15 protein-coding genes are annotated in these 16,966 nt (G+C 68.1%); 12 read left to right on the top strand and 3 right to left on the bottom strand.

What is annotated here, in order from left to right; genetic code table 11:
• The first annotated feature begins 3 nt into the window (after positions 1-3).
• From DKT69_RS19915 to DKT69_RS19860, 12 genes are all read left to right on the top strand, one after another.
• The gene (locus tag DKT69_RS19915; protein ID WP_109803035.1) at positions 4-1,626 is read left to right on the top strand and encodes an ABC transporter substrate-binding protein; all 1,623 of its coding nucleotides are present in this window, start codon (positions 4-6) and stop codon (positions 1,624-1,626) included.
• 29 nt (positions 1,627-1,655) lie between these two features.
• Positions 1,656-2,615: an ABC transporter permease gene (locus DKT69_RS19910; RefSeq protein ID WP_109803034.1), complete on the top strand. Its 960-nt coding sequence runs from the start codon at positions 1,656-1,658 to the stop codon at positions 2,613-2,615.
• A 1-nt stretch (position 2,616) separates the two neighbouring features.
• A complete protein-coding gene (locus DKT69_RS19905; RefSeq protein WP_201749748.1) occupies positions 2,617-3,519 on the top strand; it encodes an ABC transporter permease in 903 nt (300 codons plus the stop codon).
• Complete coding sequence (locus tag DKT69_RS19900) at positions 3,509-4,567, top strand: ABC transporter ATP-binding protein (RefSeq protein ID WP_109803033.1); 1,059 nt, start codon at positions 3,509-3,511, stop codon at positions 4,565-4,567. Before DKT69_RS19905 ends, DKT69_RS19900 begins: the two co-directional genes overlap by 11 nt.
• The gene (locus DKT69_RS19895) at positions 4,564-5,586 is read left to right on the top strand and encodes an ABC transporter ATP-binding protein (RefSeq protein ID WP_109803032.1); all 1,023 of its coding nucleotides are present in this window, start codon (positions 4,564-4,566) and stop codon (positions 5,584-5,586) included. The genes DKT69_RS19900 and DKT69_RS19895 overlap by 4 nt, the downstream gene beginning before the upstream one ends.
• A 67-nt stretch (positions 5,587-5,653) precedes the next feature.
• A complete protein-coding gene (locus tag DKT69_RS19890) occupies positions 5,654-6,751 on the top strand; it encodes a mandelate racemase/muconate lactonizing enzyme family protein (protein ID WP_109803031.1) in 1,098 nt (365 codons plus the stop codon).
• A gap of 72 nt (positions 6,752-6,823) precedes the next feature.
• A complete protein-coding gene (locus DKT69_RS19885) occupies positions 6,824-7,450 on the top strand; it encodes a thiamine pyrophosphate-binding protein (protein WP_109803030.1) in 627 nt (208 codons plus the stop codon).
• Between the two features lie 15 nt (positions 7,451-7,465).
• Complete coding sequence (locus DKT69_RS19880) at positions 7,466-8,092, top strand: thiamine pyrophosphate-dependent enzyme (RefSeq protein WP_109803029.1); 627 nt, start codon at positions 7,466-7,468, stop codon at positions 8,090-8,092.
• On the top strand, positions 8,089-9,018 hold the full coding sequence (locus tag DKT69_RS19875; protein ID WP_109803028.1) for a dihydrodipicolinate synthase family protein: 930 nt from the start codon (positions 8,089-8,091) through the stop codon (positions 9,016-9,018). Before DKT69_RS19880 ends, DKT69_RS19875 begins: the two co-directional genes overlap by 4 nt.
• Before the next feature lie 80 nt (positions 9,019-9,098).
• On the top strand, positions 9,099-9,920 hold the full coding sequence (locus DKT69_RS19870) for an NAD-dependent epimerase/dehydratase family protein (protein WP_161557896.1): 822 nt from the start codon (positions 9,099-9,101) through the stop codon (positions 9,918-9,920).
• 465 nt (positions 9,921-10,385) lie between these two features.
• Complete coding sequence (locus tag DKT69_RS19865; RefSeq protein ID WP_201749755.1) at positions 10,386-11,894, top strand: CoA-acylating methylmalonate-semialdehyde dehydrogenase; 1,509 nt, start codon at positions 10,386-10,388, stop codon at positions 11,892-11,894.
• 401 nt (positions 11,895-12,295) lie between these two features.
• Positions 12,296-13,996, top strand: a complete 1,701-nt coding sequence (locus DKT69_RS19860) for an IS1634 family transposase (protein WP_109803026.1) — start codon at positions 12,296-12,298, stop codon at positions 13,994-13,996.
• A 375-nt stretch (positions 13,997-14,371) separates the two neighbouring features.
• On the opposite strand, the gene DKT69_RS19855 is transcribed toward DKT69_RS19860, so the two are convergent.
• From DKT69_RS19855 to DKT69_RS19845, 3 genes are all read right to left on the bottom strand, one after another.
• Positions 14,372-15,592: a tyrosine-type recombinase/integrase gene (locus DKT69_RS19855; protein WP_109803025.1), complete on the bottom strand. Its 1,221-nt coding sequence runs from the start codon at positions 15,590-15,592 to the stop codon at positions 14,372-14,374.
• On the bottom strand, positions 15,592-15,789 hold the full coding sequence (locus DKT69_RS19850) for an excisionase family DNA-binding protein (protein ID WP_109803024.1): 198 nt from the start codon (positions 15,787-15,789) through the stop codon (positions 15,592-15,594). Before DKT69_RS19850 ends, DKT69_RS19855 begins: the two co-directional genes overlap by 1 nt.
• On the bottom strand, positions 15,786-16,966 hold a 1,181-nt coding region (locus DKT69_RS19845), incomplete at its 5' end, for a replication initiator (protein WP_109803023.1). The genes DKT69_RS19845 and DKT69_RS19850, both read right to left, overlap by 4 nt.

The raw sequence follows: 16,966 nt of genomic DNA, 5'->3' as shown, positions 1-16,966 counted from the left end.
CTCATGGACGCGAGCAACAACATCGGTAACCGGACCCCTGGCGGTCTGAGCCGCCGCAACCTGCTCAAGTACTCCGCGCTCGGCGTATCCCTCGCCGGTGTGAGTTCGTTGCTGGCCGCCTGCGGCGGCGAGGAGGGGGCCGGGGCGAACATCTCGACCAAGCTGCTGCGGATCCACCTCGACGAGGACATCTCAAACCTGGACCCGGCGTTCAACGCCGGGCACACCAACACGACCGTCCGGGCCAACATCTTCGAGCACCTGGTGACCTACCGGCCTGACAAGTTCGAGCTGGTCAACGAGTTGGCGGAGAAGTTCGAACCGTCCAGCGACGGGCTGCGCTACGACTTCACCCTGAAGAAGGGAATCCAGTTCCACGGCGGCTACGGAGAGCTGACGGCCGAGGACGTCAAGTTCTCGTACGAGCGCATCGCCGGCCTGACCGAGCCGAAGATCAAGTCTGCGTACCGGTCGGACTGGATTGCGTTGAAGGGCGTCGAGGTCCACGACAAGTACAGCGGGACGATCGTACTGAAGGAGCCGTTTGCTCCTCTGCTCGCCACGACCCTGCCGGTCGGTTCGGGTGAGATCGTGTCGAAGCGGGCGGTCGAGGAGCGGGGCGAGGCGTTTGGCACCAGCCCGATCGGCACGGGCCCGTACGAGTTCGTCGAGTGGAAGCGCAACCAGCAGGTCGTGCTCAAGAAGTTCGCAAACTACGGCGGCGCGGCCAACTACGCGGACAAGCCGCTGTGGGGGGAACTGCGGTTCGTCGTCATCGCCGAGGACAACCCGACGACCATTGCGCTGGAGACCGACGAGCTCGACTTCGCCGTGCTGGGACCGACGACAGTCGCGCGGGTCAAGAAGAACAACAGCTTCGAGGTCATCGAGAAGACTTCGCTGCGCTACAACTGGATCGGCATCAACGCCGGCCACCCCAACTTCAAAAACAAGGACGTGCGGCTGGCGGTCATCCACGGCATCGACGTTCCCTCCATCATCGCCGGTGCCTTCAACGGCCAATGGACCCGGGCGACCGGAATCGTCGCGCCCGGGATGCCGATCGGCTACTGGAAGGACGCGCCCGTCTACCAGCGCGATCTGGCCAAGGCCAAGGAGTTCCTGGCCAAGGCCGGCGCGCAGGGCATGAAGATCGAGATGTCGGTGTCGACCGGAACGCCCGGCGGGGCCAAGGTCGCCGAGATCGTGCAGGCCAACCTCAACGAAGTGGGCTTCGACGTGAAGGTGCTGGTCCAGGAGGGCGGTGTCTTCAACCAGGCCACGCCGGAGGCGAACGCCCAGAAGCAGCTCTTCTACATGAGCTACTCCACCAAGCCCGACCCGTCCTGGTCGACCAAGTGGTTCACCAGCGACCAGATCGGCGAGTGGAACTGGATGAACTGGGACAACAAGGAGTTCACCCGCCTGCACAACGAGGCGCTCGTCGAGATCGACCCCGCCAAGCGCAACGAGATGTACATCCGAATGCAGCAGCTCATGGATGAGGACGCGGTGGCGCTGTGGGTGGCGTGGCCGACGGCGTCCCTGGCTAAGCGCAAGGGCCTGAAGGCGCCGGTCCGCCCGGACGGGGACTTCATCCCCTGGACCTTCGGCCGGGACGCCTAGACCGCGCCGACAGTTACCGGAGACAACTCGTGGCCACGTACCTGCTCAAGCGGCTCGGCATGACGGTCATCGTCGTGCTCGCCGTGATGACCTTTCTCTCCCTCCTCGTGCACCTGGTGCCCGGGGATCCGGTCGAGATCGTCCTCGGTCCACAGGCCACGCCGGCCCAGGTCGAGGTCGTCCGTGCGGAAATGGGGCTCGACAATCCCATCCCCATCCAGGTGTGGGACTTCGTCGTCGGCGCCCTGCAGGGCGACCTCGGTCTGGACTTCCTGTCCCGCACGCCGGTCACCCAGCTCATCGCGCAGGCCATCCCGCACACCGTGGTGCTCGCGATCACGGCACTGGCCCTCGCGGCGCTCGTCGGCATACCGCTCGGGGTCTACGCCGCCCGGCGGCAGAACTCGCTGGCCGACCGGGCCATGGCGCTGCTGTCCATCGGCTTCATCACGATGCCGTCCTACATCGCCGCACTGCTGCTGCTGATCGTCTTCGCCGTCCAACTGGACGTGCTACCGGCGGTCGGCACGGGCAGCTTCGCGAACCCCCTGGACTACGCCATACACCTGGTCCTGCCGGCGTCCGCGCTGGCGATCACGTGGATCGGATACGTGGCGCGGCTCGTGCGCACCAGCATGCTGTCGGTGCTCGGCTCCAACTACGTGCGCACCTCCCGGGCGTTCGGCGTGCGCGACCGGATCATCTTCTACAAGTGGGCGTTGAAGAACGCCATCATCCCCACGCTCGCCGTACTCAGCTCGGGCCTCGCCGACCTGCTCGGCGGCGCTGTCCTCGTCGAGATCATCTTCTCCCGACCGGGACTCGGGCGCCTCACCGTGGAAGCGATCTCCGAGCGAAACTTTCCCGTCGTGCAAGGCGCCGTCCTGGTGATCGCCCTGTTCTACGTCCTCACGAACCTCCTCGCGGACCTGTCCTACCGGCTGGTGGACCCACGGATCCGCGTCGAGGAGTCCGCGGTAGGAGCCTGACGTGACCATCGCCCCCGCTCCCGACCGGGTACCGCCCACCTCGGCGGGCCTCCGTCCGCTGCTCGGACGCCTCGTCCGGCGCCCCGCCGGCGCCTTCGGCGTGGCGGTTGTCGCCGCGCTCTTGCTCGTCGCCGTGTTCGCCCCGCACGTCGTGCCCTACGACGGAGCGACGCAGGACATCCCCAACCGGCTCCAGGGCCCCTCCGGCAGCCACCTGCTCGGCACCGACGGTCTCGGCCGTGACCTGCTGTCGAGGATCCTGCTCGGCGTCCGCATCGAACTCGCCGTCGCGCTCCCCGCCGTATGCACCTCACTCGTGCTCGGACTCCTGCTCGGGCTCGTCGCCGGATACCGGGGCGGGTGGGTGGACAACGCCGTCGTCGTGTTCATGGACACGATCCAGGCGTTCCCGTCGGTCGTGCTCGCGCTGGTGCTCGTCGCGGTGCTCGGCCCCTCGTTGACCAACCTCGTGATCGTCGTCGCCATCACCTTCGCACCACAGTCGGCGCGAGTGACCCGGGCGTCCGTGCTCGCCCTGCGGCAGAGCCCCTTCATCGAGGCCGAACGGGCCCTGGGCGCCGGCACCCTGCGGATCATCGGCGTACACGTGCTGCCCAACGTCATCGCGCCGCTGTTCATCCTGCTGGCGATGAACATCCCGAGCGCCATCACGGTCGAGGCCGGCCTGTCGTTCCTCGGCATGGGCGTGCAGCCTCCGACACCTTCGTGGGGCGTCATCCTGAGCGAAGGCTTCGCGGACGTGTACGAGGCGCCGTGGGCCGTGCTCTGGACGGCGCTCGCGCTCGTGCTGACCACCATCGGGTTCACGACACTCGGCGAAACCCTGCGCGACGTCTCCGATCCACGCCTGTCCGGAGCAAAGGGGTTGCGCTATGACCGATGACGGTCGCATCAAGAACGACCCGTACCTGCTTGAGGTCGACGGTCTGGACGTCACGTACCACTCGCAGGGGCGCGCCCTCGCCGCCCTGCAGGACGTGACCATCACAGCCCGGCCGGGCGAAATCATCGGCATCGTCGGGGAGTCCGGCTGCGGCAAGTCAACGCTGTCGGCCGCGCTGCTCGGACTACTGCCCCCGAACGGCGAGGTGACCGGCGGGCGGGCGCTCTACCAGGGGCGCGACCTGTTCACGCTCGGGCCGGAGGAGCGCAGGCGGCTGCGGGGCACCGAGATCTCCATGGTCTTCCAGGATCCGCTGACGAGCCTCAACCCCACGCTGACGATTGGCAGCCAAATGCTCGACGTGCTGCGCGCCCACTCCCCGGCGCGGGCGGACCGCGCGGAGGCTCGGCGCCGCATCGTCGAGATGCTGGAGCGGGTCGGCATTCCCGATCCGGCGGCCCGCCTCAGGTCATACCCGCACGAGTTTTCGGGTGGCCAACGCCAGCGCATCATGATCGCGATGGCGCTCCTGCTGGAACCGGCACTGCTGATCGCCGACGAGGTCACATCGGCCCTGGACGTGACCCTCGAAGCGCAGATCCTCCAGTTGCTGTGCGACCTGCGCGACGAACGCGGGACCACGATCCTGTTCATCACCCACGACCTGGGAGTGGTGGCCCAGATCTGCGACCGGGTCGTGGTGATGTACGCCGGCCGGACCGTCGAGGAGGCCGAGGTGACGGAACTGTTCGACCGCCCGCTGCACCCCTACACCGAGGCGCTGCTGGCGTCCGTCCCGTCGCGACGGCGGCGAGGGTCCGAACTCCCGACAATCCCCGGAAGGGTGCCGTCCCTCGCGGAGCTTCCCGAGGGCTGCGCGTTCGCGAACCGGTGCGCGCACGCCGAACCCTGCTGCGGGGAGCAGCGGCCCCGGTACGTCGAGGTGACGGGGCAGCGGGTGCGCTGCCACCTCTACGACCCCGAGTCGGGGCACGCGAACCTGCGCCAGCCGAGCGCGGCGACCACCGGGCGGAAGGAACAGCCGTGACCAACGACCATGACCGCCCGGACGCCATCGTCAGCGTGCGAGGGCTGCGAACGCACTACGTCGACCGGCAGTGGTGGTTCCAGCGCCTCCGCGGCCGCCAGCCCGCCGCCGTGCGCGCCGTCGACGGCGTCGACCTGGACATCCGCCGCGGCGAGGTGGTCTGCCTCGTGGGCGAGTCCGGTTCGGGCAAGACGACGCTGGGCCGCGCCATCCTACGACTGGCCCCCGCGACGCACGGGCAGATCTTCTTCGAGGGACGGGACATCACGGGGCTCCGGGGCGCGGAGTTCCGCCGACTGCGACCGAAGATGCAAATGATCTTCCAGGACCCGCACGGCAGCCTCTCGCCGCGGCTTCGCGTGTCGGACCTTCTCACCGAGCCGTACCGCATTCACGACGTGCCGGCAGACCAGCGCTACTCGGTCGCTGAGCTGTTGGAGATGGTCGAACTGTCGGCGACGCTCGCCGAGAAGTACCCGCACGAGCTGTCCGGCGGGCAGGCCCGCCGAATCGGCATAGCGCGCGCCCTGTCGCTGCACCCCGACTTCCTGGTCGCGGACGAGCCCACGGCCGGCCTCGACGTCTCCGCCGCGGCGAAGATCCTGAGCCTGATGCGCTCGCTGCGGGCCAGTCACGGCCTGACGTACCTGGTCATCACGCACAACCTGAGAATCGTCGACTACCTGGCCGACCGGCTGGCCGTGATGTACCTCGGCCGGGTCGCGGAGATCGGCCCCGCGGAGCAGGTGCTGGACGCCCCGGCCCACCCCTACACCCGCGCCCTGCTCGACTCGGTGTCCGAGCCCGACCCCCACCGCCGGCAGGGACGGCGGCGGCTGCTGCTGCCCGGGGAGATACCGAGCCCAAAGAACCCGCCATCGGGGTGCAGCTTCCACCCCCGCTGCCGCTTTGCCGAAGCCGTCTGCCGCGAGGTGCCGCCACTCGCCGAGGTCGATTCCCGGCACCTCGCGAGCTGTCACCTCTCGTCGAAGATCAGAGCCGCCGGAACGCCGGTGTGACAGGTACGCCGGCAGCAGATCCCGCCAGGTACCAGCCGACCAGTCCTCGACGCGGAAGGACGACCTCATGCGTGTGCACCGCCTGACCGCCAGCACCTACCGGCTGCCAATGTCGCAACCGTGGGACATCGACGTGACCTGCCAATACCTGATCGTGACAGAGCTGGAGAGCAGCGACGGCCTGGTCGGGCAGGGCTTCAGCTGGACCCCCCAGATCGGTGCCCTCGCCATCCAGACGATGATCGAGGAGGACTGCCGCCCGTTCGTCGAGGGCGGACCAGTGGCGCCCGAAGCCGTGTGGGACCGGTTGTGGTGGCGGCTGCGCGAGGCCGGCGCGGGTGGCATCACCACCCTGGCGATCGCCGCCGTGGACACCGCGCTGTGGGACCTGACGGCGAAGCGGGCGGGGTCAAGCCTCGTCGACCTCATCGGACGGCAACGCGACCAGGTGCCCGTCTACGCCAGCGGCGTCAACCGGCACCTGTCCCTGGCGGAGCTCGAGGAACAGGCGCGCCGCTGGGTCGCGGCGGGACACACCCGATTCAAGATAAAGGTCGGCCGGCCCGAGCTGGACGAGGACGTCGAACGGGTCGCCGCGGTACGCCGCATCATCGGGCCCGACCGAGTGCTCATGATCGACGCGAACCAGCTGTGGGACGTCCCCGCCGCCCGCCGCGCGGCGAAGGCCCTGTCCGCCTTCGACATCCACTGGCTGGAGGAGCCGCTACCCGCCGATGACACCCAGGGGTACGCACACCTGCGTCAGGCGATCGACATCCCCATCGCCACGGGGGAGAGCCTCTACACCGAACGCCAGTTCCGGGATCTGCTCGCTGCCGGCGGATGCGACTTCGTCCAACCCAACGTCTGCCGCGTCGGCGGGATCACCCCGTTCCTTCGCATCGCCCGGCTCGCCCGGACCTTCGACATCCCCGTCATGCCGCACCTGCTACCGGACATCTCGGGACAGCTCGCGCTCTGCCTGCCCCTGCCGGCGCTGGTCGAGGACATCGACTCTGCGTCACTTGACGCGCTCGGCGCGCTGTCGCGGCCCAGCGGGGTCACCCTGACCAGCGACGGATTGCGCGCCGCGACGCCACCCGGGCATGGGCTGGCCTTCGCCACCGACCGCCTGACGCGCGTGACGAGAACCTCCCGCTCATGACGCGGACGCTGACCCACGCGGCATGACCGACGGCGCCCGACACCGAACCACGCTCACTGAGAAAGGTGTGCGATGAATCCAGACCAGCAGGACACCCGTCCGCCAACGCATCAGCTTGACCCGGAGGCGGTGGTGCGCGAACTCCTCGACTGCGGCATCACCCATGTGATCACCGTCCCCGACTACGTCATGCTGTCGGTCTACCGCGCCTTGGAGGCGAAGCCGGCAACGCACCCGCAGCTGATCTACACGTGCACCGAGGACGAGGCCGTGACCATGGCGGCTGGCCTGCACATCGGCGGAGCGCGTCCGATGGTCATGATGCAGAACCAGGGGCTCTACGCCTCGCTCAACGCGGTTCGCGCCGTGGGTATCGACGCGCGCCTGCCGCTGTTCATGATGATCGGGCAGTTCGGGCGGGAGTACGCCAACCTCGGCAGGTCGCGGCAGGAGTCCACACGGCCGCTGGTCCGCAATTGCGAGCGCATTCTCGACGCTCTCGACATCCCGTACATCGCATGCGAGCGACCGGAGGACGTCGGCAACGTGAGCAAGGCGTATCGACTGTCGCAGGAGCGGCAGTGGCCCTGCGCGACACTGATCGGCACGTACACCGCCTGGCCCGGCGTTCCGACGAGCGATGGCGATGGTGCGGGCGGTGCGCCCGACGCGGCACAAGTCCACGACGCGAAGCGCTGACAGGGGGTCAGGACAATGGCAATGAGCACGGCCCAAGCGGCGTCTGTGATCGCGGCCCACCGGCCGCCGGACGCCGTCGTCATCTCGACAATGTCTTCGCTGCGGCAGTTCCCGCGGCTGTCCCCGAGCCCGCTCAACCTAAGTTGCGTGCCGCTGATGGGAGGTGCGTCGGCGCTTGGCCTGGGAATCGCCATTGCGCAACCAAACCGAAGCGTGCTCCTGCTCGACGGGGACGGGAGCCTGCTCATGCAACTCGGGTCGCTGGTGACGGTGGCCGGGGTCCAGCCGAGGAACCTCTACCACTTCGTCTTCGACAACGGTGTCTGGTTTGAGGGTGGCGCCAACTTCGCGTTACCCGCTGCGGACCGGATCAGCTGGACGGGACTAGCGACCGCCGCTGGCTACGCGGCGACGTACAGCTTCTCCGACCCCGCCGCACTCGCCTCCGACCTTGACACAGTTCTAGCCGCCGCCGGACCGTGCCTGATCCGGTTGGACATCGACAAGGACGCCGCGGACCGGACGCAGTGGTCGGGCGTCAACCTTCAAGAGGAGACCCCTGACTCGCAGTTCTCCCGGATGGGCGACGAGGCCCGCACCGTGATGCGCGCCCTTCAGCAGAGCCAGGTGGGGCAGGCATGAGCACCACAGCGACACAGGCACCGCACGCACAGGGCGTTCTCTCCGCCCTCGTGACGCCGTACCAATCCGACGGAAATCCGGATGAGACCGCGCTGGCCGCTTTGATCGACTTCCAGATCAGCCACGGCGTCGACGGCCTGTTCATCCTCGGTACCTCGGGGGAGGGCCTCCTGCTCTCGCCGGATGAGCGCAAGGCCTTCACCGAGGCGGCGCTCAAACTCGTCTCGTCCCGGGTGCCCGTAGTCGTGCACTGCGGCGCCGCGGACACCGCAACGGCGGTGGAGCTTGCCCGCCACGCGGCCGGGTGCGGAGCCACCGCACTCGCGTCGCTACCACCACTGTTCTTCCCGTACACGCCGGAATCCCAGCTGACGCACTTCACCCGCATCGCGGAGGCTGCGCCCGACTGTGCCCACTACGTGTACGACAATCCGGACCGGACCGGCTACGCCCTGGGCCCGGATCTCGTGATCAAAATGATTCGCGAGATCCCCAACCTGCGCGGGCTCAAGGACACCGGGGACTCGCTTGCCCGGATCACCACCTACCTGTCCCAGCCCGATCCGCCGATCGTGTACACAGGGAACAACGTTCTGCTGCTGGGAGCCCTGACGATGGGCGCTGCGGGCGCGGTGTCCACATTGGCCAACGTGGTTCCCGAACTGTTCGCGGCCATCGTTGCCGCGCACCGCCAGGAACGCCTCGCCGAAGCCCGGGACCTGCAGCTCACCGTCGCGCGGTTGCAGGCCGCGACGGCCGGGCTGCCCTACATCGCGTCCGCGAAGCACCTGCTTGACCGGCGCGGGCTACCCGGCGGAGCACCCCGGTCCCCGCTGCCGGCCCTGTCACCCGAGCAACGCGCGACGCTCGATGCCAGGCTGGCCGCTGACCCTGCGCTGCTGACCTGGCTGCAACCGGTCGACTGACCCCCGATGGCCGAGCCGTGTCCGCGCCGACCCGCTCGGGCGATCGCCGTGCCAGCGACGCCCCACCCATGGGAGGCAAGATGACAAGGCTGGACGGCGAGTGGCTGCTCACCGGAGCCGCTGGGCAGATCGGTGGAATTCTGCGTACCGGACTACGCTCCGTCGTGCAGGGTTTGCGGCTACTTGACATCAAGCCGTTGACCGCCGACTCGTCCAGCGAGCGCGTTTACCGCCTGGACCTGCAGGACCTGACCGGCCTCACCGAGGCGATGGCCGGCGTCCAGGGCGTCATCCACCTCGCCGGCATAGCCGACGAGGCCGACTTCCGGGATCTCACCGAGGTCAACATCGTCGGTACCTACCACGTGTTCGAGGCGGCCCGGCGGGCAAACGTCGGGCGCGTCATCTTCGCCAGCAGCAACCATGTCACCGGCTTCTACCCGACGGGCGTACCGGTCGGCCCGGACATGGCGGTACGCCCGGACGGGTTCTATGGCGTCAGCAAGGCTGCGGGCGAAGCAGTGGCCAGACTCTACGCCGACAAGTTTGGCCTTGAGGTGGCCTGCCTGCGCATTGGAAGTTGTCTGCCCCGTCCGACCGAGCCTCGACACCGCCATACCTGGCTCAGCCCCAGAGACGCAACGGCCGCCTTCGTCGCGGCGATGGCAGCCCCCGATCTCCGATACACGACCTTTTATGCCGTCTCCGCAAACGAACTGGGATGGTGGGACCATGAGCCCGGTCGCGCTCTCGGCTACCACCCGAGCGAGAGCGCCGAGTGCCACCCGCCTGGGTCGACCTGGGAGCCGGCCACGGACAGCGTCCAAGGCGGCGTCCTCGCGACGCCGGCCTACACCCTCGACAGACAGCGCCCCATCCGCGCTAAATTCACGAGATCATGAGATTTTGGACATTAAGGGCGGCCGGATCGTATCGCCACGCCTATCTGGATTCCGACGTTTGTCCAACGACAGTTGGGGAGCGGGTTGGGAGCAGGGAGTGCACTGACCGGCGCCGAACTGCATCGAACAACAGCCGACGGCCCGCAACGGCACCCGCTCCGCACCTCGACCAGGGCATGGATGGAGCCTCCCGCGTCGCTCCGTCCCTGTCGGTGGTGCACCCAAAGCGGTACGGATACCGCGAAGGCGTGCTCGCAGTGTATGTCCGTCCAAAGCCTTCAGAGCTACGTCATTGGCGCCGCTGGCCAACGTGGTGAACAAGAATTTCGAGTTTGTGAATGCGTCTCAGAGCTGATCATGTCGTGGACGCTGCGCGCCCTTGAGCCGCTAGCTCAATCGCCCTCACCCGGCTCCGAAATCCCACGACCACTCGGCACACCGCCCGTACGCGGACGGACTATCAGCATGAGCACCCTGGGTACCGAACCCGCCCGCATCACACATCTCATCGGCGGCCGCTGGGATGGCACCTCCGGACGGACCAGCGAAGTCTTCAACCCGGCGTCCGGGGAGGTGACCGGCCGTGTCGACCTGGCATCCGCGGACCTCGTAGGCGAGGTCGTGGCCACGGCCCGGACCGCGTGGGAGGGTTGGGCCGACACGTCGCTGGCCAAGCGAACGCAGGTACTTTTCGCCTTCCGGGAGCTTCTCAACGCCCGAAAGCAGGAGATCGCCGCGCTGATCACCGCCGAGCACGGCAAGGTGCTCGACGACGCGCTCGGCGAGGTGACGCGGGGCTTGGAGGTCGCCGAGTTCGCCTGCGGGATCCCGCATTTGCTGAAGGGTGGGTTCACCGAGAACGCCTCCACCAAGGTGGACGTGTACTCGCTCCGGCAGCCGCTCGGCGTCGTCGCCGTGATCTCCCCGTTCAACTTCCCCGCCATGGTCCCGCTGTGGTTCATCCCCATCGCCATCGCCTGCGGCAACGCGGTGGTCCTGAAGCCCAGCGAGAAGGATCCGTCGGCGGCCGTGGCCATGGCGCGGCTCTGGCGCGAGGCCGGTCTTCCCGACGGCGTGATGAACGTGGTGCACGGGGACAAGGAAGCCGTCGACGCGCTGCTGACCCACCCTGACGTCAAGGCCGTCTCGTTCGTCGGCTCCACCCCGATCGCCCGGTACGTCTACGAGACCGCGACGGCGCACGGCAAGCGGGTTCAGGCCCTCGGCGGCGCCAAGAACCACATGCTGGTCCTGCCCGACGCGGACCTCGACCTGGCCGCGGACGCCGCGATCAACGCGGGCTTCGGTTCCGCCGGCGAGCGCTGCATGGCGATCTCGGCGCTCGTCGCGGTCGACACCATCGCCGACGAGCTCATCGAAAAGATTACGGACCGGATGCGCAAGCTGCGCACCGGTGACGGCACCCGCGGATGCGACATGGGGCCACTGGTCACCAGCGCGCACCGCGACAAGGTGGCCAGCTATGTGGAGGCAGGCGTCGATGCGGGCGCGACCCTGGTCGTCGACGGGCGCAAGGACGAGTTCGATGGCGGCGACCAGGGCTTCTGGCTCGGGCCGACCCTCTTCGACCACGTCACCCCGCAGATGTCCATCTACCGCGACGAGATCTTCGGCCCGGTGCTGTCCGTCGTTCGCGTGAAGTCCTACGAGGAGGGGCTAAACCTTATCAACGCCAACCCGTACGGCAACGGCACCGCCATCTTCACCAACGACGGCGGCGCGGCGCGGCGCTTCCAGAATCAAGTGGAGGTCGGCATGGTCGGCATCAACGTGCCGATCCCGGTGCCGGTGTCCTATTACTCGTTCGGTGGGTGGAAGGACAGCCTCTTCGGCGACACCCACGCCCACGGCATGGATGGCGTCCACTTCTACACCCGCGGCAAGGTCGTCACCTCGCGCTGGCTCGACCCGGGCCACGGTGGGCTCAACCTGGGCTTTCCGCGAAACGACTGAGATCCTCCACAGCCCGGCGCCGGTGGCAGAATGACGCGCGACATCGGTCACTGGCCGACCCGCCCCGATCAGATCCAGGATCTTGCGCCGGAGCTCCGGTGGATACAGTAGCCACGCCGCGTCACGTCACGCTCTCTAACGGGCGGGTGACATCAGAATTCATCAACGCGATTTTGGAGAGCCCGGGGCAGACCACTGCAGATCTGCCGTCGCGGCTAGCCCCGGGACCTGCGTTCCGCAGGTTCGCGTCGATATAGTCGGCGCCCGGGCCTGAAGGTGCAGGTCAGGGCGTTGCAGACTGGTGGAAACGGCGAAAACCCCTAGTGACACGCCTGACCGTGGATGACTTCGTCTAGCTGGGGATCTATCGGGGGCGTCATAGTCGGTGTACGGTCTGGCGCGTGTACGTGAAGGCGTCGACGCGTAAGACCCGCGACGGGCAGGCGATCCGCTACCTGCAGTTGGCCCACAACGAGTGGGATCCGGTGGCGAAGGCGTCCAGGACGCGGGTGTTGTACTCCTTCGGCCGTGAGGACCAGCTGGATGTGGCCGGCGTGCGCCGGCTGGTCGAGGCCCTGTCACGGCTGCTGGACCCGGCCGACGCCCTCGCCGCGGCCGCCCCGGCGGGGTTGTCGTTCGTGGAGTCCCGGCCGCTGGGCGGGGCGTGGCTGCTCGACGGCCTGTGGCGGCAGCTGGGCATCGACAAGATCATGCGCGGCATGGTCGGCGCTGGCCGCCGGGAGGTCGACGTGGAACGGGTGCTGTTCGCGCTGGTCGCGAACCGGGCACTCAAGCCGTCATCGAAGCTGGCCGCGTCCGAGTGGGTCTGCCACGACGTGCACCTGCCCGGCCTGCCGTCGGTCACCGACGACGCTTGCTACCGGGCGATGGACGACCTGATCGAGGTCGAGCCCGCGCTGACCCGCGCGATCTACGACGGCATCGCCGACCTGCTCAACCTCGAAGTCGACCTGTTGTTCTTCGACACGACCAGCACCTACTTCGAACTCGACGAGACCGATGAGGTGCTCTGGCGCGACGACAAGGGCAAGGTCGTGACCGAAGACGACCCGGCAGCGGTCAAGCAGGCCGGATTTCGCACTCATGGCAAGAGCAAGGACCACCGCGACGACCTGCCCCAGGTCGTGGTCGGCATGGCTGTCACCCGCACCGGCATCCCGGTGCGGGTGTGGTGCTGGCCGGGTAACACGGGTGACTCGGCGCTGATCCGCCAGGTCAAGACCGACATGCGGGAGTGGAGCCTCGCCCGTGTCGTGTGGGTCGCCGACCGCGGCTTCGCCTCCGCGGAGAACAGAAGGTTCCTGCAGCAGGGCGGCGGCAACTACATCCTCGGTGAGAAGCTGCGCGCCGGCACCGCCGAGGCCGACGCCGCCCTGGCCCGGCAGGACCACTACGCCACCGTCGCCGACAACCTGCAGGTCAAGGAAGTCAACATCGGCGCCGATGACCGGTTCGTGATCTGCTTCAACCCCGACGCCGCCGAGCGTGACGCCGCCATCCGCGAGCGGCTGATCGCCCAGCTCACCGCCAAAATCGACGGCTCGGACAAGCTGAGCGCCACGAAGCGCGCCGAGCTACGCGGGGTGATCTCCACCAAGCCCGGCCTGCACCGCTACCTACGTGTCACACCGGGCGGCCTGCTGCGCATCGACCAAGCGGCGGTCAAGGCCGAGGCGCGCCTGGACGGTAAGTACCTGCTGCGCTGCTCCGACCCGAAGCTGAGCGCCGAGGACATCGCCCTGGGCTACAAGCAGCTCCTCGAAGTCGAACGTGGCTGGCGCGACATGAAGACCACCCTCGACCTGCGGCCGGTGTTCCACCGCCGCGAAGACCGCATCCGCGCCCACATCCTGCTGTGCTGGCTGGGGCTGCTGCTCATCCGCGTCGCCGAGACCACCACCGGCCACACCTGGAGCAAAATCCGCGCCGACGCCGAGCGGCTGCACGTCGGCGTGTTCACCGGCGCCGCCGGCACCTTCTGCCAGCGCACCGAGCTGTCGCAGCCCCAGAAGGCCCTGTTCGCCAAGCTGAAGATCACCGAACCGCCACGCGTCATCAACGCGACACCCGCAACCGCCTGACCAGCACGAACACCCCGGCCTAGTGACACGCCATTTCACCGGGCCGACCCGTGTTTGCCCAGCTCAAGCCCCAGATTCGCGGACTATATCGAAGCGAAGCTGCGGAACGCAGGCGGGACCGGGGAGCGGATTGGGAGCAGCGGGGTGCGCCGAACGGCCTTCAACTGCGTCGAACAGCACTGAACTGCGCTGAACAGCACGGGCCCCGACCTGCGGTTTTGCGTCTTCCCAGGTCAGACGCATCGCAGCGTCCCGCTTCACACCGAAGAGGTCACTGGTTCGATCCCAGTATCGCCCACGCAGGTCAAAGGCCACTTCCCGGTATTGGGAGGTGGCCTTTCTGCTGTCGTACAGCAGTGAAGTACAGCAGCGGCGTCAGCGGCCGAGGGAGTCGCCGAGGCGCTTGAGTGCTTCCCGGGTCGCCTTGGACGAGACCTGGGTGTAGATCTCCATGGTCACGGAGAACCGGGCGTGCCGAAGCACCTGCATGGCGACTCTCGGGTGGACGTCGAGGTCGGCGAGCAGGGTGGCGCAGGTACGCCTGGCGTCGTGGACAGTGATCGGCTTGACTCCGGCTTTCTCGCACCTCGTCTGCCAGGAGCGTTGGAAGTTGCGTGGCTCGATGGGCGAGCCATAGCGGGTGGTGAATAGGAGGTCGGTTTCGTGCCATGCCTTGCCGGCGGTTATCCGTGCCTCGTCCCGTTGTGCCTTTCTGATTGCTAGTGCCGTTAAGCAGATGCCCGGCAGGGGGAGTGTGGCGTCGGATGCCTGGGTCTTCGTGTCGCGGTGGAGGAGTTGGCCGCGCACGCGTTGCAGTTGGCGGCCGATGGTCAACTCCCCGGCGTCGAGGTTCACGTCCTCCCCGGTGAGCCCTAACGCCTCGCCCTTGCGCAAGCCGGTGACGAGGACCAGGGCGTAGGCGGCGTAGAGCGGGTCCTCGTCGTGGCGGGCGGACTCCAGGAACTTGCTGGCCTCGTCGCTGGACCAGGAATTGCCGCGTCGGCGGCGGACGGTGGCCAGGGTGACCGCCACGGCCGGGTTCTTGATGATGAGGTCTTCGGCTTGGGCGTGGGTGAGGGCTGCTCGCAGCGCGGCGCGGATGTCGCTGACCGTGCGCGTCGACGGGACGGCCTGGCAGCAGCGGCCGACGGCGCAGCAGCGGCGCTTGTCCTTGCGGCGGGCGGCGTCCTTGCCCTGGGCGCAGCACTGGCAGGTGCGGGCCACCTGGTTGATCCAGCTCTGCACGTCGCGCGACTGGAGCCGGTCGAGCCGCTTGGACCCGAGGCCGGGGGCGATGTAACGGCGGACGAACGTCTCGTAGGTGGCGTAGGTCAGGGGTGCCCGGTTGGGCTCGATGATTTCCGACAGCCAGTAGGTGAGGAAGCTGCCGACCATCGGGACGCTGGTCGCCACTGGCCCCTGCTTCGCCTGCTGGTGCAGCCTGATCCACTTGTCGTGAACGGCCTCCCGCGTCTTGCCGTAGACGTACTTGCGGGTGCGCCTGCCATCGGGCTTGGTGACCCAGACGTAGGCGGCGAAGCCGTTGCGGTAGGGGAAGATGGAGCCTTCGCCGTTAGCGCGGGCACGGGCGGGCATCAGGCGGCCTCCTGGCGTTCGACCTGCTCGCGGATGTAGTCGTCGACCCATTCGGGGAGGATGCGGCGGTACTTGCCGTCCTTGATGGAGCGCAGCTCGCCGGTGGCGATCTTCATCTTCACCTTGGAAATGCCGAAGCCGAGCAGGACGGCGACCTCGGCGGGGGAGTACCAGCGAGGGTTGAGGTGTCGGCTCATGCGGCGGCCCCGATGAGCCAAGCTTCGTGGGCGAGTTCTTCCCGGCCGACGCGTCTGCTCTCGCGTCGTTGTCTGGCGGCGGTGTTGGCGAGGAGTGCGTCGCCTTCGGTGAGCCAGCCGGCCCCGATGTAGGCGAGGGTGCCGACGTTGATGGTGTCGGCGGGTTCGTCGTCCTCGATGCGGCGGTAGGTGGCGCGGGTGTCGTGGAGCTGGCCGAAGGTGACGGAGTAGCGGCGGGCTTTGGTGAGGAAGTGGCCGCCGAAGCCGAGCATGTGCGCCCAGCGCCGCAGCCCGGCGTAGGGGTTCGGTTTGGTGTCAAGGTGGCCTTGACGGTCGTCGACCGTTGGGGCGCCCATGGCCGTGGCGTGCTGGGTGGGGCGTCCGAGTCGCCAGCAGGCGTCGATGAGGCGGGCGAGGTGGTCGCCTTCCGGGTTGGCGTAGTCGTCGACCGTGGCGGGGGTGAGTCGGGTGGAGCAGTGGCCGGTGGCCTCGGTCGCCTTGGTGGCGTACTTGGCGAGGTAGGCGGCGACCTTGTCGTCGGTCAGCTCGCCGTTGGCGCTGTTGATGCGCCGGACGTCGACCTGCTCGCCCCAGGCGACCATCCAGCCCTGCGGCCGATCGGGGTGCGGAGGTGTCGTGACGGTGATCTGGGAGGCGGCGGCGTGGATGGCAGCCTCCAGGTCGTCGACGGTGATGCCGGCCGGTGGTGGCACGAGAGCATCCGGGTCGTCGGGATCGATGCCGTCGAGGCGCAGCAGGGCGTGGAAGTGCACGGCTGCTCGGCGTTGCATCTCGGCGACCTTGCCGTGTGACACCCGTACCGGCGGCACCGAGCGGGCCTTGCCGGAGGCGGTGACGACCCGGACGAAGGGGATGCCGCGTCGGCGGCAGAGGGTGGCGAGGTGGCGTTCGATGGCCTGCTTGGTGCGCCGCCACAGCTCCCCGGAGAAGTAGTTCCACACGACCTGGTGGCCGTGGTTGTAGCAGTCAAGGCACAACGGCTGCCCGAGCCGCGGATCGTCGGCGTCGTGACGGGCGAAGCACACCGCGGGCTGCCCGTGCGGGCAGGTACCGGAGGTACTGCGGGCGCGGCACGGGGCGGGGCGGCAGTCACAGCGCTGCCGGGTGGCGCAGGTGTGGCGGGGGACGTGCCGGTGGTGGACCGCGCCGAACGAGG

This window comes from Micromonospora sicca, assembly GCF_003172935.1.
GTDB classification, from domain to species: domain Bacteria; phylum Actinomycetota; class Actinomycetes; order Mycobacteriales; family Micromonosporaceae; genus Micromonospora; species Micromonospora sicca.
The sequence above is the reverse complement of the archived record's forward strand: the minus strand, read 5'-3'. Positions and strand labels throughout refer to the sequence as shown.